We start from the raw sequence: 26,222 nt of genomic DNA on the forward strand, positions 1-26,222 counted from the left end.
CGAGCGCAAATCAAGGGCAGCCCGCAGGTGGGATATTCTCGACAGGTCCCCCCAAAAGCCCGCCGAACCGAGGAGTACCTCCACCCCATGAGCGATCACAGCATCACCAGCGAAGCCGAGCGCCGCCGTACCTTCGCCGTGATCGCGCACCCGGACGCCGGCAAGTCCACGCTCACCGAAGCCCTGGCCCTGCACGCCCACGTCATTCAGGAGGCCGGCGCGGTTCACGGCAAGGCGGGCCGGAAGGCCACGGTCTCGGACTGGATGGAGATGGAGAAGGACCGCGGCATCTCCGTGGCTTCCTCCGCGCTGCAATTCGAGTACTCCCCCAAGGGCCACACCGGGGAGCCGTACATGATCAACCTGGTAGACACCCCAGGTCACGCGGACTTCTCCGAGGACACCTACCGAGTCCTCTCCGCCGTGGATGCCGCTGTGATGCTCATTGACGGTGCCAAGGGCCTCGAGCCGCAGACGCTGAAGCTGTTCCGCGTGTGCAAAGCTCGCGGCCTGCCCATCATCACCGTGGTGAACAAGTGGGACCGCCCGGGCCGCACCCCCCTGGAACTGGTGGACGAGATCGTCACCGAGATCCAGTTGCAGCCCACTCCCCTGTTCTGGCCCGTCGGCGAGGCCGGCGATTTCCGGGGGCTGGCCCGCATCAACGCCGACGGGGAAGCAGAGGAGTACATCCACTTCATCCGCACCTCCGGCGGTTCCACCATCGCCCCCGAGGAGCACTACACCCCCCAGGAGGCCGCCGCCCGCGAGGAGGAAGCCTGGGAAGCGGCCGTGGAGGAGGCAGAGCTGCTCGCGGCCGATGGCGCGATCCACGACCAGGAGTTGTTCCTGGACTGCACTACCTCCCCGCTCATCTTCGCCTCGGCCATGTTGAACTTCGGGGTGCACCAGATCCTGGACACGCTTTGCCACCTGGCCCCCGCCCCTGCCGGCCGGGCCAGCGACCCGCAGGTGCTCAACCAATCCGGGTCCAGCGCGGCGGTCGATTCCTTCCGGGCCACCGATGCTGCGTTCGCCGGGGTGGTCTTCAAGGTGCAGGCGGGTATGGACGCCCATCACCGGGACCGGCTTGCATTCATGCGGGTGGTTTCAGGGGAATTCGACCGGGGCATGCAAGTGACCCACGCGCAGTCCGGCCGGAGCTTCTCCTCCAAATATGCCCTCACGGTGTTCGGCCGGACTCGGTCCACGGTGGAGGCCGCTTTTCCCGGTGACATTGTGGGCCTCGTCAACGCCGGGGCCCTGGCTCCGGGCGACACGATCTACACGGGCAAGAAGGTGCAGTTCCCGCCGATGCCGCAGTTCGCCCCGGAACACTTCCGCACGTTGCGGGCGAAGTCGCTGGGTAAGTACAAGCAGTTCCGCAAGGCCTTGGAGCAGTTGGATTCGGAGGGCGTGGTGCAGATTCTGCGCAACGACCTGCGCGGCGATGCCGCACCGGTGATGGCTGCCGTGGGCCCCATGCAGTTCGAGGTGATGCAGGCCCGCATGCAGGTCGAGTACAACGTGGAAACGGTGACGGAGCAGATCCCGTACTCTGTCGCTCGGCGCACCGATAAGGAATCCGCAGCGGAGTTGGGCCGACAGCGCGGGGTGGAGATCTTTACCCGCACGGATGGGGAGCTCATTGCGCTGTTCGGTGACAAGTGGAAGCTGGCTTTTGTGGAGAAGGAGCACCCCAATCTCACGCTGGAGCCCCTGGTCGCGGATTAGAAACCACACAGGCGAAAACGTGCACCCCTTGCAAGAATGGCTGGGCCATGAAAACCTGGCGTCCATAAGAGGAGATCCAATCACCGCCGACCACCTGACATAACAAATAAGACAACCAGGCGGTAGGGCAAATACGACAGAAGAGAGACCGAGTCCCTCATCTGCCTTTCCTCCGCCCACACACACCCAGCACGTTTCCCCCTCCCCTCCCTCGGAGAGACCCGCACGTACCCCGCACACCCCCGGATTTGAGCGTGCGAGTGGGACCTCCGACGGCGACGAAAGGACATCCCCCTCTCATGGCATCGTTGCTCTATCGCCTCGGCCGGAGCGCCTACCTACACAAGTGGCGTTTTATAGCCGTCTGGCTCCTGCTCATCCTCGGCGTGGGCGGCGCAGCTGCGGCCTTCTACGAGCAGCCTGCGGATACCTTCACCATCCCCGGCATCGAATCCGTGGAAACGCAGGACAAGATCAAGGAGAAGTTCCCCAACCAGTCCGCAAACCAGGCGGACTCTCCCTCCGGCAAGCTGGTCCTGCGAGCCCCGGACGGCAAGAAGCTCACCGACCCGGACGTCGACGCGCAGGTCAAGGCGTTGGTCGGCAAGCTCAGGGACCTGAGCTACCTCAAGGAGAAGGACTCTATCGCGCCGCCGCCGATGGCCGCCGAGGGCCTGAAGCAGAAGCTCGCCCCCGTCAAGCAGGCCCAGGGCATCCCCGAGCAGCAGATCAAAGCGGACCTGGCTGCGCTAAGCCCCCTCAGCCAGGACCAAACCACCGGCACGGTTCAGATCACCTTCGATGCGCCCTCCAACACGCAGATCAGCGACGCAGATCGCAACGACTTCTCCTCCGTCGTGGAGCAAAACAAGGGTGACCTCCAGGTGGCCTGGTCCGGCCCGGCTTTCCAGTCGACTCAGCCGCCGAACGGCTCTTCCGAGCTCATTGGTATCGCCGTCGCCGCCATCGTGCTGATCATCACGTTTGGCTCTTTCGTCGCCGCGGGCCTGCCGCTGCTCACCGCCGTTGTGGGCGTGGGTATCGGCATCGCCGGGGTTTTCGCAGCCACCTCCCTGTCGGACGCCATCGGGTCCATGACCCCCACCCTGGCATCTATGATCGGGTTGGCCGTGGGAATCGACTACGCCCTGTTCATCCTCTCCCGCTTCCGCAGCGAGCTCATCGCCCATGTGAGCGGGGAGGATCTCACGCCCAAGGAGCTAGCCCCCAAGCTCAAGGCCATCCCGCTGCGCGAGCGGGCCCATCTCGCCGGTCTCGCGGTGGGTAAGGCCGGTTCCGCAGTGGTCTTCGCAGGCACGACGGTGCTCATCGCTCTTGCCGCCCTGTCCATCGTGAACATTCCCTTCCTCACGGCCATGGCACTGGCCGCGGCGGCCACGGTCTTCATCGCCGTGCTGGTCGCAATCACGCTGCTGCCGGCGATCGTCGGCCTGATCGGCACGAAGGTGTTCAGCGGACGGGCACCCGTGGTCAAGGCACCGGATCCGGAGAACGAGACCCCGACCATGGGCCTGAAGTGGGTTCGCCTCGTGCGCAAGCACCCGCGCAAGTTTGTGATCGCCACCGTTTTGCTCATGGGGCTGCTGGCCATCCCCGCCGCGAGCCTGCGTCTGGCCATGCCCAACGATGGCTCCAAGGAGAAGGGCACGCCCAACCGCACGGCCTACGAGATGGTCGATGAATCCTTCGGGCCCGGACGCAACGCCCCGATGGTCGCCCTGGTGGAGTACGACAACCTCGGCCAAGACCAGCGGGCCCATGCCGTGCAGGCGGCAGTGCAGACCCTCCAAGGTGTCGATGGTGTGCAAAACGCCCAGGTCACTGCCACGAACGGTGATCAGACCAAGCCCGGCGATGTGGGTACGGCCGCCCAGATATTGGTGACGCCAAAATACGGCGCGACGGATGAAAAGGCCTCCGAGACGCTGCAGTCTCTGCGGGATAAGTCCGCCGACTTCCACAACCGCACCGGCGCAAGCTACGCCATCACCGGGGTGTCCCCGACCTACGAGGACATCTCCGATCGGCTCTCCGGCGTGCTGCTGCCGTACATCGGCATCGTCATCGTGCTCGCCTTCCTGCTGCTCATGCTCGTCTTCCGATCCATCTGGGTGCCGCTGCTCGCGGCCCTCGGGTTCGCACTGTCCGTTGCGGCAACGTTCGGTGTGACGGTGGCGCTATGGCAGCAGGGCTTCGCGGGGATCATCTCGGACCCCCAGCCCATCATTTCCTTCCTGCCCATCATGCTCATCGGATTGGTCTTCGGGCTGGCCATGGACTACCAGGTGTTCCTCGTGACCCGCATGCGGGAGGGCTGGGCCCACGGCAAGCCCGCCGGCAATGCCGTTGCCAATGGTTTCAAGCACGGTGCCCGCGTGGTCACCGCCGCCGCGCTCATCATGATCAGCGTGTTCGCCGCCTTCATGCTCAACGGCGAGCAGTTCATCATGGTGATGGGCTTTGCCCTGGCTACGGCAGTCTTCTTCGACGCTTTCATCATCCGCATGACCTTCATCCCGGCGGTGATGTTCCTGCTCGGCGAGCGGGCCTGGAAGATCCCAGGCTGGTTGAACAAGATCCTCCCGACGGTGGATGTGGAGGGCGAGAGCCTGCAGCACAAGCAGGCCGACGGCAGCGAGAGCGCCGAGCCCACAGGGGGCCCGAAGCACGCCCTCTAGAACCACCCCTTTAGGCTGACAATCGAACATCGTCGTCGATCTTGGTGAGCACCGTGAATCCTCTTTCTGATCTGCTGGAAGCCACCGTGACCGTCGGCGGTTTTCCCATTCTCTGGCGGGAAATCGTGGGCAACGGTTTCGGACTCGCCTCCGCCATTGGGGGGATGCGACGGTCCACGTGGGCGTGGCCAGTCGGAATCGTGGGCAACATTGTGCTCTTCACGGTATTTCTCGGCGGGGTCTTTCACACCCCGCAGAATCTGAACCTCTACGGCCAGGCGGGGCGGCAGATCGTCTTCTGTGCGGTCAGCCTCTACGGGTGGTGGCGGTGGGGCCGGGCACGCAGCGCCGGGGTCCGCGAGCCCAACCGCACCGATCCCAACCGGTCCATTGTGTCCGAACCGCACGAATCCACCGAGGCCGTCCGGCCCCACTGGGCCAGTAGCCGGGAGCGGTTGCTACTCGCCGTGGCGGCGGTGCTCGGAACCTGTATTACCGCGCAGGTCTTCACCGCGCTGGGATCCTGGGGACCGTGGGCGGATGCGTGGATCTTCACGGGCTCCGTGTTGGCCACCTATGGCATGGCTCGGGGGTGGACTGAGTTCTGGTTGATATGGATAGCGGTAGATTTCGTTGGAGTGCCCCTATTAATCACTGCGGGCTACTACCCCAGCGCGGCGTTGTACCTGGTCTACGCCGGTTTTGTCCTCTGGGGTTTCGCCGTCTGGCTGCGGGTCCAACACCGGAATTCACCTGCTGGGCAGCGTTGAGACACGCCCAAGACACCCAGGCGTGGGTTCACCTTTTGCGCTGAAGTGTTGTTAACTGTGCTCCAGATTTATCAGAACAGGTCAATCCGAAACGTTTTGCACTCGTCACGCAAGCTATATCGGCCGATTAAGAAAGGAGTACACAATGCCAGACGACCACACCGGCGTATTGTCGACGGGCCTGCCCCGTCGTCCACAGGGGGTACGTGAACAGAAGAAAGCCGAGACGCGCAAAAGCCTCGCCACTGCCGCCGCACAGTTGATGCTTTGCGAAGGTTCAGAGGGCACCACAATCGCTTCCATCGCCCGGCGAGCAGACGTCTCATCACGGACGTTCCACAACTACTTCCCCCACCGTGAGGCCGCCTTTCGGTACTACATCGAGACCTTCATTGACGACGTCAAAGTCATGGTGGAAGCATCCGAGCCGGGCCAGCCGGTGTTGGAAATGCTACTGGGAATTGCGAAGAAACTCACCGTGGATTCGCCCGAAGGCGTCGAAACCATTTACATGGCGGCCACCCTTGGTGAGCATCTGACGATGCACATGAGCAAAACCGAATTCGCCGATCTGCTCACTGTGTTCGAGCGCCTGACAAATGCAGTTTATGAATATTGCGAAGGCCGCCTCAGTAAATTCCAGATCCATCTGCTGATCAACACTGGCGCCTCCGCAATCAGCGCCCTGACAGAGATTGAGAGCATGACGGACTACTCCAATGGGCGCAGCTTCGAGGCACTGCTGGAGGAATCATTCGATCTGTTGGCCAACGGCTTCGAACCCCGCGCAACCAGAACCAAGGGGTAATCCCATCCCCCAGCACTTCCCCTTCCCCCGGGCGTCAGGACATCAACAGCGCGCGCAGCTCGGCGATGTCCACCCCCTCCGCTGTGCTGGGGTCAAAGGCCGCAGCGTGGTCCTTGTCCACCAGCACCGCCCGCACTCCCTCGGTGAAGTTGCGCTGTCGGCGTAGATAACGGGCCAGCACCGCCTCGTAGTCCAGCGCCGTGGGCAAGTCCACCAGCGCGCTGGCGTGGAAGAGCTCCACGGTCGCAGCCAGGCTCACCGGATTCCCCTTGGCCACAGCCGCCCGCACCTGCTCCACGAACTCCGCTGTCCTGTTGTCACCCGCATGCCGCTCACCTGCACCGGCACCCGCACCCGCATGCCCCTCCCCCGCGGGCTCGTAATCGCGAAGCCGCCGGCTCATCTCTAGCCAGTCCCCATAGGCGAAGACCTCCTCAATAAAGGCCGCGTTATCCCGCAGCGCCGAGCGGGGTTGATCGAGCTCGTCGGCCCCCAGGGCCCACTGGGAATCGGGGGCCAAGACCTCCGAGACCTCCCGGGTCTCCAGCGCATTGGCAACCGCGTCCACATCCGCGACGAGGTTGGTCGCCAGGCCGGTGTAGAGCAGGTCGGCCGGGCTAAGCCTCCAGCCCGTCAGGCCGATGAAGGTCCCGACCGCGATGGATTTCCGAGGCACGGCCTCACCGCCGTTGACGTCAGCGCCACCAACATCGTGGCCGCCAACATCGGCACCGTCAGCCCCAGCACCATCGGCCTCCCGAGACGAACCCCCCTCCCCCTCCCGCAACCTCAAGTGCGTCAACCGATAGGACATCCCCACATCGGGAATGAACCCGATGGCGGCCTCCGGCATCGCCCCCAGGGACCTGGGCGTAATGACCCGGTGGGAACCGTGGGCGGAGATGCCGAAGCCGCCGCCCATCGTCACCCCCTCAAGCAGGGCGATAAGCGGCTTGGGGTACTCCCCCAGCCGCCGGTTCAGCGCGTACTCCACCCGGAAGAACTCGTCGCCAACTTCGTGCTTGCCCTGGGCGTCCTCCTCGGCAACCCAGCGCACGTCCCCGCCAGCGCAGAAGGCCCGCGGGCTCGTGGAGCGCAACACCACATGGTGCACCTGCGGGTTCGCCTCGAACTCGTCGAGGGCCTCGGAGATAACGGCGAGCATGTCCGCGTTGAGGGAGTTCAGCGCCTTCGGTCGGTCCAGCTCGATGAGTCCGGCATGACCGGCGATTCTCCAGCGGGCATCCCGGGTCTCATGGTCAACGGGTGCGGGTATGGGGTGGTCCTGGCTCATGGCCCCCATGGTGGCACGATCTCCCCAGCGGCCGCGCGCGAATGGGCATAGCCGGAGGGGAAAACTGCACCAGCAAGGATGCAGCGGGCCGCCGTAACTTAGCTGCTCTTCTTGCCCTTCTTGCCGTGCTTGGCCTTCTTGTGCTTCTTTCCACCGGCCCGATCCTCGGCGCCGGGGTCAAAGCTGTGGCCCGCGCCGGGGTTATTGGCGTCCCCATCCTTAATCACCCCATCCAGCAGCGCGGCGGCAGCATCGGGCACATACCGGAATTGGGTGCGCGGCGGGCGTTGATAGCTGGCTGCGGAATCGGGGCGGTCCGGCACCTTGGGGACGTTCTTCTCCACCGACTCCCACGGAATCGTGTTGAGGATGTGGGAAATCACGTTGATGCGCGAGCGCTTCTTGTCCTCGGACTCCACGGTGTACCAGGGGGCCGATGGGATGTCCGTGTGGATAAACATCTCGTCCTTGGCCCGGGAGTAGTCCTCCCACCGCGTGATGGACTGCAGGTCCATCGGGGAGAGCTTCCACTGCCGCAACGGATCCTTCTGCCGGGACTTGAACCGCCGGATCTGCTCGTCGTCGGAGACGGAGAACCAGTATTTCCGCAGCATGATGCCGTCTTCGACCAGCAGCCGTTCGAAGATCGGGGCTTGGTGCAGGAAGCGGCGGTACTCCTGGGTGGTGCAGAAGCCCATGACGCGCTCCACCCCGGCGCGGTTGTACCAGGAGCGGTCGAAGATGACGATTTCTCCGGCTGTGGGCAGCTTCTCCACGTAGCGCTGGAAGTACCACTGCCCGGATTCCCGGGAGGTGGGGGCAGGCAGCGCTTCCACGCGGCAGGTGCGGGGGTTGAGGTATTGGGTGATGCGCTTGATGGCCGAGCCTTTGCCCGCGGCGTCCCGCCCCTCCATGATTATGACGACCCGCGCCCCGGTCTTCACCACCCACTGCTGCATCTCCACCAGTTCGGCCTGGAGGCGTTTGAGCTCGGACTCGTAGGCATCCTTGGGCAGCTTGACCAACCCGCTCTTGGTGGTCTTCAACTTCTTTTTCGCGTGCTTCTTGTTGGTGCCGGACATGTGCAGGCGGGGCCTCTTCCGTGTAGTTCTTGGCGCCGCTGCTTGTGCTTTGGATCAGGGGGCAAGCGGGGCACCCGGTTCGTCATCTCACTGTAGTAGTTAGTTGAGATCTCCCACAATTGAGGACGCCACCCTCACCGCGCGCGCCGAACACCGAGCGCAGGGCACTCAGCACTCCGGCACGTTCACCGCCACGTTGATGGCCAAACCTCCACTGGCGGTCTCCTTGTACCTGTCGCTCATGTCCGCCCCGGTCTGCCGCATCGTCTCGATGACCTCATCTAGGGTGACGTGGTGCTCCCCATCGCCGCGCAGCGCCATCTTCGCGCAGTTGATGGCCTTCGCCGCCGAGATGGCGTTGCGCTCGATGCAGGGGATCTGCACCAGCCCGGCGATGGGATCGCAGGTTAACCCGAGGGAGTGTTCCATCGTGATCTCCGCGGCGTTGGCCACCTGCCGCGGGGATCCGCCGAGCACCTCTGCCAGGCCGGCGGCAGCCATGGATGCCGCGGAGCCAACCTCGCCCTGGCAGCCGACTTCCGCCCCGGAGATGCTGGCGCGCTCCTTGTACAAAGAACCCACCGCTCCCGCCGCTAACAGGAAAGTGCGGTCGCAGCGTTGCCGGTCCTGCTGGCCCAACGGGGTGTACTCGCGGGCGTAATGCATCACGGCCGGGATAATGCCCGCAGCCCCATTTGTCGGAGCCGTGACTACCCGCCCACCTGCGGCGTTCTCCTCGTTCACGGCGAGCGCCACAAGGTTCACCCAGTCCACGGAGTGCTCCGGCTTGAGCTCCGGATCCTCCTCCAACAACTGCTCGTACCACCGCTTCGCCCGGCGGCGCACGTGAAGGGCACCGGGGAGCGTGCCATCAAAACTGAACCCGCGTTTTGCGCAATCCTGCATCGCGCTGGAGATGGCGTCCAGATTGACATCGATCTCCACATCCGTGCGTAGACTGCGTTCGCAAAACCGCTGGATATCGGAGATACCGCAGTCGTTATGCTCTGCCAGGGCGATGAGCTTATCCCCCGAATCGAACAGAAAGTCACCACTGAGCTCGTCCAAGGACGGGATGTCATCTGCGGTGCGGATGAAACCGCCGCCGATGGAGTAGTAGGTCTCCTTCACGTCCCCCGCAGGAACGCCGGCCTCGGCGGCTCCGTCGTCGATAGCGGAGCCCGTGAACGCGGCGGCATCGGGCTCGGCGACCCCCGCCCCAGGGCCGGTGAGAGTATCCGCCTCAGCCGCAACAAACGTCACCGCGTTGGTGTGGATGGAACGGCGAACACCCGGGCGCAGGATAATGTCCTCGAAACCGCACGTGATTGGCATGGACTCATCCCCGGCTAGATGCAGAGTGCGGGTTTCCCGGATCTCCGCGAGCCGCTTGTCCATGTAATCCGGGTCCACGGTCGCGGGATCGCACCCATCCAGACCCAGCAGACAGGCACCGAAGGTGCCGTGGCCCGCGCCGGTGGCGGCAAGTGACCCATAGAGGACGATGCAGGCCGCGCGGTGGGGGGCGCCGGACTCGGCTTCCTGTGTCCCAGCGCCGCTGTGAGTGAAGTGGGTATGGGCCTTGCGGGCAAAATCGAGCCCCGCGAGCATGGGGCCGACGGTATGGGAGGAGGAGGGTCCCACCCCGATCCGGAAGAGGTCAAAGACGCTGACTGTCATTCGGCCCCGTTCTCCACCTGGAACTCGCCCATCCGGTCCCACTCGCTGCGGCCCTCGATCGTGGTGTTGATGATCTCCGGGGTTTCCCGCAACACGGTGGGGAAGAGTTCCGAGGCTTTGCGGAAGTGGTCGGAGTTGACGTGGGCCTCTGCGGCATCGTCCTGGAAGGCCTCGCAGAGGAAGTATTCGGTGGGATCGTCGGTAGAGCGGTACCACTCGAACCAGAGGCAGCCCGCTTCCGAGCGGCTTGCCTGGGTGAACTCCTCCACGACGTCCCGGAAATTTTCCGTGTACTCGGCCAGGGGCTTGAATTTCACGTTAATGAGGATCATGCCGTCCACTTTAGGCGGCTCAACCCCGGCTCCCCCCCCCCGGCCACGGCCCGTTGGGGGGGTGGGTTACCCCAGGGCGATGGTGTGAATCAGGCTGCGCTGGGAATCGCTGAAGTTGTTGTCCGTGCTAACCAGGACGGTTCGCCGCCCATCCTGCAGCGTGGGCCCCCAGGCGAGACCCTCGATGTTGTCCGGGTTCTCCCCGTTGGGGGAGAAGTCCAGCAAGGTCTCCTTGCTCACCGGCTTCTCCTGGCCGCTCAGCGTGGCGGTACCCAGCACATCGGTGGCCCCGGAGGTGGAGATCCGATACAACTTGCCGCGGGTGCCCTGACCCTTGACGTAGTTGCGTTCCAGAACGAGGAAACTGCTCTCGCTCTCGGCGAGGATCTCGGTGGCGCCGCGCTGGTCGGCCCCCGGATCGTCGGGATCCAGTTGGTAGGCGTACTCCGCCGTGGGCCGACCGGTTTCGAGGTCGTAGAAGGTCAGCCGGTTGCGCTTGTCCTGCTTGAGGGGATCCTCGGTGAGCACGGCCGCACGAGCGGCGTCACCTGCGCCCGTGATGGTGAGCCCCTCGTAGGCCTTGTTGTTCTGGATTCCCATCGCAGCCCCGGTTCCGGGTGCCTTATCGCTGGCGGGCGGCCGGTGGTAGTCGGGAATCTCGAACTGGCGCTGGGCCCGCCCGGAGCCATCGGCGACCGTAATCGCCGGGGCAATGCCGTGGTCTGCATCCCCTTCGGAGGTCCACACGATGGAACCCTCCGGGGTCACGCGGATGCTCTCCGGGTCCACGCTGCCCTTGGCGTAGGGCTTGCCCTCCTGGTCAGTGAGCAGCAGGGGCTTACCGATCCGCGCGGAGGCCGTGTGGCCAGCCTTGTCGCGCGGCAGCTCCATGGGGTACGCCCGCACCGGCCCTTTCTCCGCACGGTCGTCGCTCAAACCCAAGTACACGTCGTCCGTCACTCGGTCCAGGCCGGAGATGCCACCGAAGGGAACATCACCCCCGGGGGCGGCAGAGCCCTTGTCCCGCTCCGCTGTGGCCAGATCGTAGGTATCGATGAGCTGGGCACGGGCTGCCCCCGGCACAGGGGGCTGGGGACCCAGGGTGCCCGGTGCGGGAATCACCGGCCCGATCCCGGGCAGGCCAGAGGACAGCAGGGAGAAGGTGTCCACGCTGCTCGCGGGCGCGGCCCAGGCGGCCGGGACCGCAGCGAGGGCTCCCCCGGCCGTGAGGCCGACAGCGAGGGCGGCGGAGATGCCCGCCGATCGTGCGAGGCGGGGCAAGGATCGGCGCCCAACGTGGGCGCGGCGAGGTGCAGACACGGCACACGGTTGCTCAGGGTGAGTCATGTGGTTTAGCGTCCAACCCGCACATGAAGCCCAGGTGAACGCCGCGAAGCCAGACCGTGAAAAGTGGCGATTAGCCTTCCAACTGCTCCCCCAGCTCCATCCACTCCAGGGTCAGCTCTTCCCGTTCCTCCTGGGCGGCACTCAGTTGGGCATCCAACTCGGTCAGCTTCACCGTATCCATCGCGGCCGCCGCATCCGTCATGGCCTGCTGAAGCTGCTTTTCCGTCGCCTCCAACTTGTCCATCTTGCGTTCCAGCGAACGCATGGCCCGGGTGATCTGCTGCGTTTCCTTGGCCCCCAGTTCCGGGCCCGCTTCAGCGGGGCCGCCCACTCCCTCGAGAACGTGGACATTGCGCCCGGCCGCCGCCTCCAGCTCGGCCCGGCGCGCGAGGTACTGCTCGATCCCGCCGGGCAGGTTGGTGAGCTGACCGTCGCCGAACAGGGCCCACGTGGAATCGCAGATTCGCTCCACCAGATAGCGGTCGTGGGAGATCACCACCATCGTCCCAGCCCAGCCGTCCAGCAGGTCCTCCAACTCCTGCAAGGTGTCAATATCCAGGTCGTTGGTCGGCTCGTCCAACAGCAGTACGTTCGGCTCAGCCATGAGCACCCGTGTCAACTGCAGCCGCCTGCGCTCCCCTCCGGAGAGGTCACCCACAGGCGTGCGCTGCCGTTTAGCCGAAAAGCCCAGCCGCTCGGCCAGTTGCGCGGCGGACAGTTCCCGCTTCCCCAGCGTGACGTAGCTGGCCACATCCTCCACGGCTTCCAGCAGCCGCCACTGGGGGTTGAGGTCATCCAGTTCCTGGCGCAGCCATCCCAGACGCACGGTGCGGCCCTCGATCCGCCGACCCCGGGTGAGGGAGTGTTCGCCCGCGAGGGTGCGCAGAAGGGTCGTCTTGCCGGAGCCATTAACGCCCACGAGGCCCACCCGCTCCCCTGGTCCGAGCCGCCACGTGAGGTCCTCTACGAGCACCCGGCCATCGGGCGCGGTGATGGTGGCGTCCTCCAATTCGATGACTTTCTTGCCCTGCCGCCGCGCGGAGAACGCCATGAGCTCCACGGAATCACGCGGCTCCGGAACGCCGGAGATGAGGGCCTCCGCGGCCTCGATGCGGTAGCGCGGTTTGGAGGTGCGCGCGGGGGCGCCGCGGCGCAGCCAGGCCAGCTCCTTGCGGGCGAGGTTCTGGCGGCGCTGCTCCTCGGCGGTGGCCTGGCGGGTGCGCTCGGCGCGGGCGAAAGTCCAGTCGTTGTAGCCGCCCTCGTACACGTCTACGGCGCCGTCGTGGACCTCCCACGTCTTGGTGGCCACCGTGTCCAGGAACCAGCGATCGTGGGTCACGACGAGCAGCGCCGTGTTCCGGCTCATGATGTGCTCGGCCAGCCACTGGACGCCTTCCACGTCCAGGTGGTTGGTCGGCTCGTCCAAAATCAGCAGGTCCAGTTCCTGGACCAGGGCGGACGCCAGACCGGTGCGCCGGCGTTCACCTCCGGAGAGGTCACGAACCCGGGTGTCCAGACCCAGGTCGATGATTCCCAGCCCGTTGAGCACAGCCCGTACTTTCGCGTTGGAGGCCCATTCGTAGACGTCCAACCCGAGGGGTTCCACCACGGCCCCGCCGACGGTCAGCTCCGCGAGGGCGGGGTCCGTCAGGGCATCCCGGAGCACATCTTGGGTGACCATGGCCATCCGCAGATCGTTGTTGTGGGATACCCTGCCGCTGTCGGCGCTGTCGCTGCCGTACATCACCCGCAGCAGGGTGGACTTTCCCCCGCCATTGAGGCCAACTACTCCCACTCGTTCCCCGGTGGAGATGCCCAGGCTCACCCCATCCAGGAGGGTTTTCAGGCCGTAGGACTTGTGCACATTCTCTAGGTTGATGAGGTTGACCACGGTAAAGCGGTGATTCCTTTCGGCACGACAGCTAGCGCCGCACGATGCGGGCTCCCGGTGCGGGGGAGGTGGTGGTGGTTGTTGCGGAGGCCTTTCCGGCGACGGACACGGCAGTCGCCACGTCCACGGCGTGGGCCGCGGACTCGCACAGCATCGCGACCGTCGGACCAGACCCCGAGACTAGCGCGGCCAGTGCCCCGGCCTCCCGGGCAGCCGCCAGGGTCCCGCGCAGCGTAGGCATGAGGCTGATGGCCGGAGCCTGCAGGTCGTTGGCGAGCAGTGGGGCCAGGGCCCGGGGGTCGCCCGAAAGCAGCGCGCGGACCAGCTCGTCGGTGCCCCCGGCGCGAATGTTCGGGCGCTGCCCGCTCGCGGCCGCGGCGCGCTGTTGGTCGAGTTGCCGGAACACGGTGGGGGTGGACAGCCCCCGTTTGTCCGTGGCGATAGCCCAAAAGTAGGGCCCCTGGGACATGAGGCTGACCAGCTCTTCCCCCCGACCGGTCCCCAACGCTGTGCCACCAAGCAGGCAGAAGGGCACATCCGCGCCCAGTTCCACCGCCAGGCCCCGCAGCTCTGCCTCGTCCGGGGCCGTGGGGGCCACGAAGGTCCCACGGTGGTGCGGCCGGGCTGCCGGAAGCACAGGGGGAAAGCGGTTGAAATAAAACTCCACGGCGGCGAGCAGCGCCGCTGCGGCGTCGGCGGAGCCGCCCGCCATGCCGCCGGCCACGGGGACACCCTTGTCGATGTGGATACTCAGCAGCGGCACTTCGGTCTGCGCCACGCCGCTGCGACGCAGCCAGAGGTCCCGGATCAGGGAGACTGCGCGCCACGCGAGGTTGCTGGCGTCCTTAGGAACAAGGTGCGCATCGTGACCAGAGACGATGAGCTCGGCCACTCCCCCGGTGCCCGGGCGCTGCCCGCCCGACTCGATGGGCACGGGGGTGAGCGTGACGGTCTCGACGAGGGAAACGGCCTGAAAGATGGTGGTCAGTTCGTGATAGCCGTCGGGGCGAACGTCGCCCACCCCGAGGTGTAGGTTGATTTTTCCGTGCGCGGTGGCCGCGACGGTGAGGTCCCCGATCATCGGCGATCCCCCGCCAGCAGGTGAGCCGCAGCCAGGCGAACAAAATCCGCCGTGGCGAGTTTTTCGCCGCGTTCCTTGGGGTCAATGCCCGCGGCGTGAAGGGCTTGCTCGGCCTGCTGGGCGGAACTAAACCACCCGCTTAACGCGGCTCGGAGGGTCTTGCGGCGTTGGAGGAATGCGGCGTCCGCCAGGGAAAACACGGCGGTGCGCAGGGCTTCTTCGTCGTAACCGGCGGCCTCTAGCTGCGCCGTCAGAGCGCTCCAGGGCTGGGCGCCGGGGGCCCAGCGCGTGAGACGGACGAGGCCGGAGTCGATCTTTGGCGCTGGCCAGAAAACGTTCTTACCGATGGTGGCCGCCTTTTCCACCCGGCCGTAGTAGCCGGCCTTGACGCTGGGGACGCCGTAGACGCGCGAGCCAGGCTGGGCCGCGAGGCGCTCGGCGACTTCCAACTGGAGCATGACCAACACCTTGTCGATGCTGGGGAAAGTGAGTAGCAGATACAGGAGTACCGGGACGGAAACGTTGTAGGGCAGGTTCGCCACGAGCGCGGTCGGGGGCGCGCCCAGATCGGCCGCGGAGATGTGGAGCGCGTCGGCGGCAAGCACCTGAAGCTTGTCGGCACAGCCGGGCGCGTAGGTGGCCGCGGTGTGGGGCAGGTGGGCGGCCAATCGGGGATCGATCTCAATGGCGACGACGCCAGCAACGGCGCGCAGCAGCTCCAGCGTCAGCGAGCCGAGACCGGGGCCCACCTCCACGACGCGGTCGGAGCCGCTGACCCCGGAAAGGGCGACGATTTTGCGGACCGTGTTGGGGTCGTGAACAAAGTTTTGCCCCAGCCTCTTCGTGGGGTTGATGCCGAGCTGCCCGGCGAGCTCACGGATCTCGGCGGGGCCGAGGAGGCGCACGGGGGAGCTGGCGGAGGAAGTCACCGGTTCAATATACCCCCGCAAAGTGGGCCCGACCCCCGCCCCCGATGGCATACGAGCATCAGGGGTTATCTGGGCGCCACTGTGCGGGGCTGAGGTTGGCGGGCTTTACCGAATGCCAAGCTTGGCGGTACAAGCGGGCCATGCGCCCCAGCCCTGGGCTGCCTGGACCTTCTCGGCCACGGCGATCTGCTGCTCGCGGGTTGCCATATGGGCCTGGGGGGCGTAAGCGGTTCCGCCGTAAGCCGCCCAGGTGGAGTCCGTGAACTGCAGCCCACCGGAGAAGCCGTTACCGGTGTTGGTTGCCCAGTTGCCGCCCGATTCGCACTGCGCAATGGTGTCCCACACGGACCCGTTGCCCACTGCGGGGGCGGATGCGCCGGTGTTGCCAGCGGGGGCCTTGGTGCCGCGGCTGACCACGCGTTCCTGGGCGGGGCGGGTGGGTTCGGCACGAAGTTCGTTGCGGGCCACTTCCGCGCCATTTTCCTTGCGGACGGTGTACACCACGCGCTCGGATCCGGGCGTCCCCGGGTTCAGCACCTTCTCCTGGCCAATGGGGGCATTGGGATCCTCCTCCACCCGAACCGGAGGGGCCACTTCCCGATCTTCGGTGACCTCATTTTCTTGGACGCGGAGGACATCCACGTGCATCCCGGCGGTCAGGGGGGTCGTCGCCGGAGGGTTGACCACGTCCTTCGGGCCCAGCGGTACGCCGCGCATCTTGAAGATGTCGCCCACGGTGCGGGCGGGCAAACTCATCTGTCCCTCTTGGCCACCGTCGTTGACGGTGAAGAACTTGGGGGAGGTGACCTCCAGGCTCATGCCATTGAGGGGAATTTCGCTGGTGCGGGCAGCCGAGAGGGAAGCGGAGGGGTCCGTCTGACCGAGCTGGTTGAGCATGTCCCCCACGGTCAGGGCCGTGGTGTCGATGGTGCGTTCTTGCCCGTCGACGATGAGGGATACCTGGCGGGCACTGCGCACCGTGATCTGCTGGTTGTTGCCCACCTGGCTGTCCAGAGAAGGGCTGACCATGTCCTTGTCGCTGACCTGGACGCCCGCGCCGTCGAGAACCTTACGAACATCGCCGGTGACGGTGCTCGTCTCCGTGATCTCGCCGTTGACGTCCAGAAGAACGTGCTTCTGCGCGGCGGCGGCCACTCCGCCACCGACGACGAGGGTGGCGAGCATTCCGCCCGTCGCTAGCCGCAGCGGGGTGGAGTTGGAGTGGTTGATGCGATGCAGGTGAGACTTCTTTTTGGGAGTCACGCGCGTGGTTGCCTCTCAGATGCGTGGGTAAATCTTTTGTCACAGTACGGTAACGAAGCCCCCGGGGACAAAAGAATCTCGAAAGTTGTCGCTCCAATCACAGCTGGCCAGGCCACACAACGAACCTTGAGTCACACAGGCCACAGTGGTCAACACCGATCACGCGGGGGAGCGCAAGATGTGTCACGCCGTCGACCCCCAGTTAGCAAAACGGCGCGTCCAGTATCTCTCCCCTAGGCCGCCTAGTACGCGACCCGAATATCCGCCAGGAAACCTGCACCGACCTCAGAAGGCGAAACTTTGAAACCAGCAGGGGCCAAACGCATGATCATGTGCGACTCCATTGCTATCCACAAGTCGGTGAATTCCGGTTCAGCTCGTGAACAAAATCCCATAGTTACCGCGCGGCTGTCTCCCTTGCGCGGGTTGTAAACCACTGCCGACTGAATCACGGGGCTATTCGAGGCTTGCACCAGGCAGTCGTCCGCCCCAGCACATAAATAGGTGCGGACCCGCTCCAGCACGCCCGAATCGGCCTTCTCCGTTGACAAGCTGACCGGTAGTCCTACACCAGACGCAGGATCAAACAACGATCCAAAATGGGCGTGTACATTCTGGTAGAAGGATCGGAGGGCATGAATCGACCCAACCGCAGTTGGCACCTCCTCGGGCGGCAGTGGGGATCCGCCAATGTACATCCCATAAGCCTCACCCACATACGGAGTTCGTTCCAGTGTCTCTGACCCGAAGTCGTGGAGATACGAAACAAAGTAACTCCCTGGATCACCTGGATCACCATCTGCTAAGCGGACTACCCGCGCATCGACGAGCGAGTTGGGGAAATTATATTGCCAATCCTCAAGATGGCTTAACAGAGCAGACCAATTCTCTAGAGCTATTGCACGCCGCTCTTTCGGGTCGGTCGACGATACAAGATCTGTGAAATACGGACTCAAGACTTCGTTGCCATCGCCGACCCCGTTGGCTGTCGGCGATGCCGACGGGAAAACTATCCGTCTCCCTCCATCCATCAACCAATCATCGGAGATCATCTCCTCGAAAGATCTCCCCATGCGCCGAGTGATGGAAATTGTTTTGAAGGGGTCCGAGGATATAAAGGTTTGTTCTACACTCATAGTGCACTATCCCTGGAGTTAGTCGAGATGGGCGGGGCGAAGGTCTGCCATCATACTTACTTCAAGCAACGCCCAAAACGGCGCCCTATCGATTCTAACTTCCCGTCCGTACTGAATCGAGATCGCCTCGTCAACTTCCCCGGAAGTGATGTCAACCGCGATGACATAACCCAACGGCGAGCGGTGAATTTCGGCCAAGTTCTCCAGCTTTAGCGCCGGTTCGAGCCGAGATATCTCCGCCCTAACGGGCCCAGATATGTCCTGCAAGAAGGTTTGACTCAACGGCGCAGTTCCGTCAAGAAGTCCGAAGCTGCTCCCGAAGCAGCCGTGAACCTGACTGATGAACTCCACGTATTGAGCTGGGACGACACCGGCGAGCTGATCGATCTGGGTACCGTAGGGCGCGCCCCCTACGTAGATAACGATCGCCGGATCCAGGTACGGTGACCCCCCGCCCAAACTGTTCTTACTGAAATCGTGGGCGTAAAACATGCGGTAGTCGGCCTGCTCACCCGGCCGAACTTCGCCCACCCGCGCCACCTTGACATCCAGGAGCGTTAGCTGGAAGTTTGTCGCCCAAATCCTCACATTCCGCAAGGTAGGCACCCATCTAGCGTTCACCACCTTCCTACGGTTCGTAGCATCTTCTTCCCGCAGGACGTCTCGAAACCATTCCGGAAGGCCAGGCGCATCCGCATCGTCTTTAGTTAGAAAGTAAAGAGGGTCCTCCCGGTAACGATGCCAATCGGCTCGTATCAGCTCCTCAGCGGTTTTTGTCCCAGCAGCCTGTACCTCAACGCTCGTCATTTCGGTCCCCAAGTTGTATTCGAAAGAGTTAGGATCAGTCGCCATCGGTCACAGAGACTCCGTACAACCGCTCCGCATTGGCTGTCACCTGTGCGGCGAAGAACGCCGGGTCCTCCCCACGCTCCTGCGCTATAGCCCGGGCCGTGTACCCCACGAAGCCGGGTTCGTTTTTGGCCCCGCGAAATGGCATTGGCGTCATGAATGGAGCATCGGTCTCCACCAGCAACATATCCGACGGGGCATACGCCGCCGCGGCTCGGAGGTGATCATTCGGTTTGAAGGTGACGTTACCCGCAAACGACAGCACGTAACCGCGATCCAAACATTCCTTGGCCACATCCAACGGCGAGGAAAAACAGTGCAGAATCACGGCGGTCGGCTCCGGTGCGTCGTCGAGGATCCGCAGTAGATCCTCGTCGGCCTCCCGGTTGTGGATCATCAGGGGTTTGCCCACCGCGCAAGCCAGGTCGATGTGCCAACGCAGAGCTTCCTCCTGCACCTCCAGCGACGGGGTTTCCGGATCTCGTTCAAGCCAGTAGCGGTCCAGTCCCGTCTCCCCGATCGCCACACACCGTGTGTCCTGGGCGAGTGCAACCAGCCGCTCCCGTGCCTCCGAGTCCAACGTGTCCGCTTTCGTCGGGTGCATCGCGCACGCCGCCCACACTCGTTCGTTGATGTGGGCAATGCGCACGGCCAATTCGGTGTCGGTTAAACCTTCGCCGATCGTGCAGATCCCACGCACCCCGGCCCTAACCGCACGGTCAACGAGCTTGCCTACCGCTTCCTCCAGCCCCTCCTCCAGTGCATCCTTGGGCACCGTGTGTCCTAGGTGTGTGTGCGCGTCAAACAGCGGGATCAGGGGTTCTGGGAGCTCGGGCGTGGGGCGTTTCTTCTTGGCCATGGTTCCCAGGCTAGCCCCGAAAATGTTCACATTCCCGTTAGCCCGCATTGCCCCAAACGCAACCGCGCTGTAGCACCGCCGACACAATCGCCGCGCACAATAAACAAATGTTCCGATAACTTCCGCCGCTTCCCCTCTCCCACCCGTCGCCCCCTCGACGCTTCCCTGCCCCCCACTCACCCCACACCCCCTCACACTGGAGACCTCCATGACACGCCAACTCATCGTGTTCGACCTCGGCGGAGTGATCGTCCCGCGCGAGTGCACCCTGCGGGAACTCACCGCCACCTTCATGCGCCACGCTGCTCCGGAGACGGATCCCTTCAGCTTCGAGCAGGCCTACACCCGCTACCGGGAGAGTTACAGCCTGTCCATGGGCCCCCGGGACTACTTCACCGCCCTGGTCCGTTCCGCCGGGGTGGAGCCTGACCAGTCCCTCATCCAGAAACTCACGGCGGTGGATACCCGCCTGAGCTCCACGGCCGGCGATGCCGAACTTGGCCTCCTGCGGTATCTACAGGCAACGGACCAGCCCTATGCCATCTTCAGCAATTCGCCCACCCCCGTGATGAAGGCCGTTTTGGCAACGGCGTGGGGGCAGGCGGCCGCCATCGCCGCGTTCACCCCGGAACTGCGTTTCACCAAGCCGAACCAGGGAGCGTTCCGGGAGTTCGAGCGGCTCGCCGAGGCCGCCGGGTTCGGCGCCGGGGAGCTCGTGTACTTCGATGATCATGTGGTCAATGTGGACGCCGCCACCCAGCGCGGCTGGAACGCCCACCTGTGGGAATCGGTAGAGGCCGCCCACGAAGTCCTCACCCCCATCGTGGGCATCCGCGAGGTGCAGTAAGCGCCCTACCGAGCCGAATCCGACCTACTGGACCGGCGCGAAGGCGGGGCCAGTCTTTGCCAGCTCCGGGTCTAGCTTGGCGAACAACGGTTTTGGCTTGCTCAAGGGGGTCCCTGGCTCGAGCTCCCGACGGCGCCACACGGCCTGCTGCTGCGTGTAGTCGCCCGTGATGACCGGGTAGGTGCGGCCCGGCTCCGGAACACCGGCGCCCACCGGTTCCCGCGGACTGTCGTCCGTCACCTCCTCCACCCGCGGCTGGGCGGCCCACTCGCCCGTGCCCCCCAGGGTTTCGAATACCTTCTGGGCACTAAACGGCAGGTATGGCGTGAGCAGCGTATTCACATCGCTGACCACCTGCAGCGCGGTGTACAGCACGGTCCCCAGACGCTCCCGCTGGGATTCATCCTTTGCCAACTTCCACGGCTCCATCGCGGCGATGTACTGGTTCGCCCGACCCGCGAGGCGCATTGCCTCGCTTATCCCCGCCTTGAATTTGCAAGCCTGGAGAGCATTACCCACCGTTGTGTAGGCCTGCTGGGCTTCTTTCAGAAGCGCGCGGTCCGTGGCGTCCAACTCCCCAGGTTCTGGAATAGCACCGAAGTTCTTGTGGGCCATAGAGACCGTACGGTTGACCAGATTGCCCCACTCGTTGGCCAGCTCACCATTGATGCGCCGGACGAATTCATCCCAGGTGAAATCGGTGTCCGTGGTTTCCGGCCCCGCCATGGAGATGAAGTAGCGCAACGGATCTGGCCCGAATTCCTCCAGGAAATCCTTGACGTAGATCACCACGCCCTTGGAAGAGGAGAATTTGGACCCACTCATCGTGAGGAACTCAGAGGAGACGACCGCTGTGGGCAGGTTCAGATTCCCCTGCTGACCGCCCAGGTCCCCGGCCGTGCCCCCCATGGCGCCTTGCCCGACGTAGCCGAGCAACTCGGCCGGCCAAATCTGGGAATGGAACGTGATGTTGTCCTTGCCCATGAAGTAGTAGGACACCGCCTCCGGGTCATTCCACCATGTGCGCCATGCCTCCGGGTCCCCCGAACGCCAAGCCCATTCGATGGAGGCAGAAAGATAACCAACGACCGCATCAAACCAGACGTAGAGCTTTTTCGCGTTGTCATCCTGCCACCCCTCCATCGGCACGGGAATTCCCCAGTCGATATCGCGGGTCATGGCCCGCGGCCGGATATCCTTGAGCAGATTTAGGGAGAACTTCAATACATTAGGACGCCAATTATCGCGCGCTTCCAACCACTCCCGCAGAGCATTGGCCAGGGCCGGCAGATCCAGCATGAAGTGCTCGGTATCGACGAACTCCGGGGTCTCCCCGTTGATCTTCGAGCGGGGGGCGATGAGATCCGCCGGATCCAACTGATTGCCGCAGTTATCGCACTGATCCCCGCGGGCATCGGTGGCCCCGCAAATTGGGCACGTGCCCTCGATATAGCGATCCGGCAGGGTGCGGCCGGTGGATGGGCTGATGGCGCCGCGGGTGGTCTGCTTGATCATGTAGCCGTTGGCGTGAAGGCCCCGGAAGAGATCTTGCACCACCGCGTAGTGGTTACGAGTCGTAGTTCGGGTGAATAGGTCGTAGGACAGGCCCAGACCCGCCAGCTCTTCCACGATGACGCGGTTGTAGCGGTCCGCCAGCTCTCGAACGCTGGCGCCCTCCTTCTCCGCCTGAACAAGGAGGGGGGTTCCATGCTCGTCGGTACCGGAAATCATGAGCACGTCGTTGCCAATCATGCGCTGGTAGCGGGCGAAGACGTCCGAGGGGACGCCGAAACCCGCCACGTGACCGATATGGCGGGGGCCGTTGGCGTAGGGCCAGGCGACGGAGGCTAGAACGCGTTGTGGCATGCAAACCACAGTATTAGATGCCCGGGCGGGCTGCGAACGTGGGGTTTGGGGCCGCGCCCCCGGCCGGTCTCGTGCCAGCGGGATAGTCATAACAAAACTCCTGTGTGAACTGTCTCACACTGCAGTTTCTTAGTGACAGAATTGGTGTTGAGCAGCTCAGACGGGTGGTCTATCATTGCTTTTCATTAGCATTTTCCGAGGGAATAAAATTAGAATGCAATTCACGCGCTTTACAGACTTAGGATTGCGCGTCGCTATGCAATTAGCGGCCGAGCATATTGCGCGCTCCACCGATAGCTCGACCGGCCACGAAAAACCTTCTTATCGCGTGACGGCCGCGACGGTGTCCGATGCGATAAATGCCAGCCACACTCATGTGGCCAAAGTGGTTTCCCGCCTCGTTGAACTCGGAGTGGTCCGTTCTACCCGTGGGCGCACCGGGGGTATCAGCCTGCTGGATGAAGCCCTGGATTTCCCCTTGGGCAACCTCGTCCAGGCTCTCGAGGGTGATCAGAACGTCCTCAGCACCTTCCGGGATGATCCCCTCCCCATCGATGAAAACTGCCGCCTTGTCAGCGTGCTAGCGCGGGCGCAGGAGGACTTCTACGCCCAGCTCAACCGGTTGACGATCCGGGACATCTCCATCGACAACGTCGCCGAGCTCACCGGCACCGGAGCTCAGAAACCGGTGCGCGGGCGCATCGGAGCCTAAACCTCCGGCAGGGTATGGCCCCCTCCCCCTCCCCCACCCCGCCTGCCCCGCCTGCTCCTTAGCTCTCGCCGGAGCGCTTCGCGGCGGCGGGCCCGGGGCTCTGTTCGGCCGCGCCCGCGTTCTTGCCAGTCGGGCCGGGGTTCTTCCCCCGTGCGGCTGCTTCCCGGTGCAGCCGCCGTTGCCGGGCCGCGTGAAGCGCCTCAGATCGAGCTCGCCGCTCGTCTAGGTACATCGGGTCGTTGCCCAGAGCCCGGACGATCGCGAACATCAGCGCAATGATTATGAGCACGAAGGGGCTAGCGGCGATGATCGTTACCGTCTGCAGGCTCGCCAGCGAATCCTCCTTACCCGTGGTCAGAAGGACCAGGGCGATGGCGCCGGTAAGGACACCCCACAACACGGTGACCCGTCGGCTGGCCACGAGCCGGCCGCGCTGGGCCATGCTGCCCATCACCGTCGACGCGGAGTCTGCCGACGTGATGAAGAACGTCGCCAACAGCATCATCGCGATCACCGCCATGATGTTGCCCGCAGGCAGCGTCTTGAGCAGGTCGAACAGTTGGCGGGTGGAATCGCCATCACCCCAGATGGACTTGCCGGTTCCCTCCAGGTGAATGGCAGTGCCGCCGAAGATGGAGAACCACAGCAGGGTCACACAGGTGGGCACCATGAGGATGACCAGTACGAACTCCCGGATTGTCCGGCCACGGGAGATGCGGGCGAGGAACATCCCGACGAAGGGGGACCAGGAGGTCCACCAGGCCCAGTAGAAGATGGTCCAGGAGGACAGCCAGGAACCGGCTTCTGGGGAGGAGTCCGCAGTGCGCGAGGCCATGGAGAAGAACTGCGAGAGATAGGCACCCCCGGCCAGTGGGACTTCGTTGAGGATCACCACGGTGGGGCCGGCGATGAGGACAAACAGCGCGAGAACGGTGGCCAACCCCATGTTGATGTTGGACAACCACTGAATGCCCTTGCCCACCCCGGAAGCCGCAGAGAGCAGGAAGGCGGCACCGAGCACCACGACGATCATGACGATGGTGAGCTGCCCCGGATTTTGCACGAGACCCGTGACATCCAGCCCCGAGCTGATCTGCTGCGCGCCGATACCCAAGGACGTTGCCGTGCCGAAGACCGTAGCGAAGATGGCGAGGATGTCGATGGCCTTGCCCAGGGGTCCTTCGGCCCGGCGCTCCCCGATGAGGGGGATGAATGCCGAGCTCAGAAGCTGCTTGCGGCCCAACCGGAAAGTGCTGTAGGCGATGGCGAGCCCCACGATGGCATAGAGGGCCCAGGGGTGCAGACCCCAGTGAAACATGGTGGTGGCAAAAGCGGCCTGCACGTCGCCTTTCTCGTGCCCCGGAACGCCCTGCCGGAAGAAGGTCAGCGGCTCGGTGGTCCCGTAGAACATCAGGCCGATGCCCATCCCGGCGGCAAACATCATGGCGACCCAGGAGACCGTGGAAAACTCCGGTTGTTCATCGTCCTTGCCCAACCGAATGCGGCCGAACCTGCTGAATGCGACGAAGAGAATGAAGCCCACAAAGGCGGTAGCCGCGATGACAAATAGCCACCCAAAATCGTTGACTACAAAAGTCAGCGCCGAATTGGCGGTGCGGGAAAAGGAGTCGGCGGAGGCCAAGCCCCACACCACCACCGCGAGCAGCAGAACTGCTGTGATGGAGGTGACCACCCAATCAGTCCTGGCATGTGCGTCTCGGCCCGCCGAGGCCCCCGGTCCGTGGGATTCGGGATCTTGGGTCTGGACGCCATGAGCCCCGGCGCCGTCAGGCCTGGCGCGGCGCGATTCAGCTCCGCGGGCCTCGGCGGCAGTGGCCTGCGTGCCAGGTCTGCCCGGTAGTGCAGAATCGGTTGAATCAGACATATTCCTACTTCCGTGTGCGTGCGTCCCCGCGTCACTGCACTCGCGAAGGTTTCGAAAAAGGCCGCCGAAAAATCACAGAACATTCGAATTTAGCCGCGGCATCTACGAAGCCGCGCGAGCGGGCAAGCGGGCGTACTCTTTTCCACCATAACAACTGTTCTACCGCTGGGTGGAAACTAGAAACCCACTGTGAATCTTTTACTTCGTCGCAAAACCCGGGGAATCGTCCCGGTCTTTTCGCGCCACCGCGGCCTCATATAATTCCCGCTTGCTCACCCCGTAGCGCCGGGCCACAACCCCCGCCGCAGCTTTTAACCGCTGCCCATCCGCGACGAGGTCCTCCACCTCCCCCACCACGTCTTCCACGGCAGGGGTAGCGGCCCCCTCTGGCACCGGGGCGAGAATGACCGTGATCTCCCCCTTAACTCCCTCGGCCGCCCACCGCGCCAGCTCCCCTAGGGTGCCTCGATGCACCTCCTCAAAGGTCTTCGTCAGCTCCCGGCAAACCGCCGCCTCCCGCTCCTCGCCCAGCACCTCCGCAGCGGTGGCGAGGGTCGCAGCCAGGCGGTGGGGCGACTCGAAAAAGCACGCGGCGTGGGTGGCCCGCCGCAGGGTTGCCAACCAGGTCCGCCGAGCCCCGTCCTTCCGCGGTGCGAACCCCTCGAAGCTGAAGTGATCCATGCCCACCCCACTGAGCGCCAGGGCCGTGGGCACGGCGGAGGGCCCCGGCAGGCACGTCACGGGCACCCCGCGCTCCCAAGCCAAGCTCACAACAGCGAAGCCCGGGTCCGAGACGGAGGGCATACCGGCATCGGTGACGACCAACACCCGCTGGCCCGCGGCCGCCCGCTGTACCAATAAATCCGCCCGCTGCTGCTCGTTGTGATCGAAGTTGGAGATTACCTCGGTTCCCCTGACGCCCACGCCCAAGTACTCCGCAAGCGCCCGCACCCGCCGGGTATCCTCCGCGGCGATAACGTCCGCGCTGGCAAGCGCGGCGAGCAGGCGGAAGGAAGCGTCGAGCGGATTGCCCAACGGCGTTCCCGCGAGGATGATCCCCCCGTGGGGCAGGGGGCTGTGCTCCTCGGCCCGGACGGCCAGGTGGCTGGCGGCGGAGCTGATATCGGGTGTCTCGGTCATGCAATACAGTATGTACCT

General features: G+C 64.3%; 21 protein-coding genes. 6 read left to right on the forward strand and 15 right to left on the reverse strand.

Annotated elements, in window-relative coordinates; all coding sequences use genetic code 11:
• Window positions 1-87 precede the first annotated feature (87 nt).
• From CHEID_RS07705 to CHEID_RS07720, 4 genes are all read left to right on the forward strand, one after another.
• Window positions 88-1,734: a peptide chain release factor 3 gene (locus CHEID_RS07705; RefSeq protein ID WP_112769815.1), complete on the forward strand. Its 1,647-nt coding sequence runs from the start codon at window positions 88-90 to the stop codon at window positions 1,732-1,734.
• A gap of 299 nt (window positions 1,735-2,033) precedes the next feature.
• Window positions 2,034-4,433, forward strand: coding sequence for an MMPL family transporter (locus CHEID_RS07710; RefSeq protein WP_112769816.1), 2,400 nt, complete (start codon window positions 2,034-2,036; stop codon window positions 4,431-4,433).
• A gap of 53 nt (window positions 4,434-4,486) precedes the next feature.
• The gene (locus CHEID_RS07715) at window positions 4,487-5,203 is read left to right on the forward strand and encodes a nicotinamide mononucleotide transporter family protein (protein WP_112769817.1); all 717 of its coding nucleotides are present in this window, start codon (window positions 4,487-4,489) and stop codon (window positions 5,201-5,203) included.
• Between the two features lie 145 nt (window positions 5,204-5,348).
• Window positions 5,349-6,011, forward strand: a complete 663-nt coding sequence (locus CHEID_RS07720; protein WP_112769818.1) for a TetR/AcrR family transcriptional regulator — start codon at window positions 5,349-5,351, stop codon at window positions 6,009-6,011.
• Window positions 6,012-6,045: 34 nt separating this feature from the next.
• Here CHEID_RS07720 and CHEID_RS07725 read toward each other — a convergent pair whose 3' ends face one another.
• The 12 genes from CHEID_RS07725 to CHEID_RS07780 form a co-directional block, all read right to left on the reverse strand.
• Entirely contained in the window at window positions 6,046-7,305 is a 1,260-nt protein-coding gene (locus CHEID_RS07725) for an enoyl-CoA hydratase/isomerase family protein (RefSeq protein ID WP_112769825.1), read from the reverse strand.
• 98 nt (window positions 7,306-7,403) lie between these two features.
• Window positions 7,404-8,387: a polyphosphate kinase 2 gene (gene ppk2, locus CHEID_RS07730; RefSeq protein ID WP_112769819.1), complete on the reverse strand. Its 984-nt coding sequence runs from the start codon at window positions 8,385-8,387 to the stop codon at window positions 7,404-7,406.
• 168 nt (window positions 8,388-8,555) lie between these two features.
• Window positions 8,556-10,067 (reverse strand): L-serine ammonia-lyase, encoded by a 1,512-nt coding sequence (locus tag CHEID_RS07735; protein ID WP_112769820.1) that lies wholly within the window; start codon window positions 10,065-10,067, stop codon window positions 8,556-8,558.
• Window positions 10,064-10,399, reverse strand: coding sequence for a putative quinol monooxygenase (locus CHEID_RS07740; protein WP_112769826.1), 336 nt, complete (start codon window positions 10,397-10,399; stop codon window positions 10,064-10,066). Before CHEID_RS07740 ends, CHEID_RS07735 begins: the two co-directional genes overlap by 4 nt.
• A 66-nt stretch (window positions 10,400-10,465) precedes the next feature.
• Window positions 10,466-11,746: an esterase-like activity of phytase family protein gene (locus CHEID_RS07745; protein WP_112769821.1), complete on the reverse strand. Its 1,281-nt coding sequence runs from the start codon at window positions 11,744-11,746 to the stop codon at window positions 10,466-10,468.
• Between the two features lie 70 nt (window positions 11,747-11,816).
• Window positions 11,817-13,637 (reverse strand): ABC-F family ATP-binding cassette domain-containing protein, encoded by a 1,821-nt coding sequence (locus CHEID_RS07750; protein ID WP_112769822.1) that lies wholly within the window; start codon window positions 13,635-13,637, stop codon window positions 11,817-11,819.
• A gap of 31 nt (window positions 13,638-13,668) precedes the next feature.
• Entirely contained in the window at window positions 13,669-14,718 is a 1,050-nt protein-coding gene (locus CHEID_RS07755; protein ID WP_112769823.1) for a 4-(cytidine 5'-diphospho)-2-C-methyl-D-erythritol kinase, read from the reverse strand.
• Complete coding sequence (rsmA, locus tag CHEID_RS07760) at window positions 14,715-15,647, reverse strand: 16S rRNA (adenine(1518)-N(6)/adenine(1519)-N(6))-dimethyltransferase RsmA (RefSeq protein ID WP_238599359.1); 933 nt, start codon at window positions 15,645-15,647, stop codon at window positions 14,715-14,717. The genes CHEID_RS07755 and rsmA overlap by 4 nt, the downstream gene beginning before the upstream one ends.
• Before the next feature lie 105 nt (window positions 15,648-15,752).
• Window positions 15,753-16,910, reverse strand: coding sequence for a resuscitation-promoting factor (locus tag CHEID_RS07765; RefSeq protein WP_273661047.1), 1,158 nt, complete (start codon window positions 16,908-16,910; stop codon window positions 15,753-15,755).
• Window positions 16,911-17,152: 242 nt separating this feature from the next.
• Window positions 17,153-18,046, reverse strand: coding sequence for a hypothetical protein (locus tag CHEID_RS07770; RefSeq protein WP_146743909.1), 894 nt, complete (start codon window positions 18,044-18,046; stop codon window positions 17,153-17,155).
• 18 nt (window positions 18,047-18,064) lie between these two features.
• Window positions 18,065-18,853 (reverse strand): hypothetical protein, encoded by a 789-nt coding sequence (locus CHEID_RS07775; RefSeq protein ID WP_133258614.1) that lies wholly within the window; start codon window positions 18,851-18,853, stop codon window positions 18,065-18,067.
• Window positions 18,854-18,887: 34 nt separating this feature from the next.
• Window positions 18,888-19,754: a TatD family hydrolase gene (locus tag CHEID_RS07780; RefSeq protein WP_112770229.1), complete on the reverse strand. Its 867-nt coding sequence runs from the start codon at window positions 19,752-19,754 to the stop codon at window positions 18,888-18,890.
• A 208-nt stretch (window positions 19,755-19,962) separates the two neighbouring features.
• On the opposite strand from CHEID_RS07780, the gene CHEID_RS07785 reads away from it, so the two are divergent.
• Window positions 19,963-20,601 carry an HAD family hydrolase gene (locus CHEID_RS07785; RefSeq protein WP_112770226.1) on the forward strand — a complete coding sequence of 213 codons (639 nt, stop codon included), beginning with the start codon at window positions 19,963-19,965 and terminating at the stop codon, window positions 20,599-20,601.
• A gap of 24 nt (window positions 20,602-20,625) precedes the next feature.
• Here CHEID_RS07785 and metG read toward each other — a convergent pair whose 3' ends face one another.
• Window positions 20,626-22,467 (reverse strand): methionine--tRNA ligase, encoded by a 1,842-nt coding sequence (metG, locus tag CHEID_RS07790; RefSeq protein WP_273661048.1) that lies wholly within the window; start codon window positions 22,465-22,467, stop codon window positions 20,626-20,628.
• Between the two features lie 256 nt (window positions 22,468-22,723).
• Here metG and CHEID_RS07795 point away from each other — a divergent pair, with 256 nt between their 5' ends.
• Window positions 22,724-23,179 carry an RrF2 family transcriptional regulator gene (locus CHEID_RS07795; protein ID WP_238599415.1) on the forward strand — a complete coding sequence of 152 codons (456 nt, stop codon included), beginning with the start codon at window positions 22,724-22,726 and terminating at the stop codon, window positions 23,177-23,179.
• A gap of 58 nt (window positions 23,180-23,237) precedes the next feature.
• Here the strand turns inward: CHEID_RS07795 and CHEID_RS07800 are convergent, their stop codons facing one another.
• Window positions 23,238-25,064 carry a BCCT family transporter gene (locus CHEID_RS07800; protein WP_112770021.1) on the reverse strand — a complete coding sequence of 609 codons (1,827 nt, stop codon included), beginning with the start codon at window positions 25,062-25,064 and terminating at the stop codon, window positions 23,238-23,240.
• Window positions 25,065-25,262: 198 nt separating this feature from the next.
• Complete coding sequence (gene rsmI / locus CHEID_RS07805; RefSeq protein ID WP_112770022.1) at window positions 25,263-26,204, reverse strand: 16S rRNA (cytidine(1402)-2'-O)-methyltransferase; 942 nt, start codon at window positions 26,202-26,204, stop codon at window positions 25,263-25,265.
• Between the last annotated feature and the right edge of the window lie 18 nt (window positions 26,205-26,222).

Origin of the sequence: Corynebacterium heidelbergense (genome assembly GCF_028609845.1) — a bacterium.
In the GTDB taxonomy this organism is placed as follows: Bacteria; Actinomycetota; Actinomycetes; order Mycobacteriales; family Mycobacteriaceae; genus Corynebacterium; species Corynebacterium heidelbergense.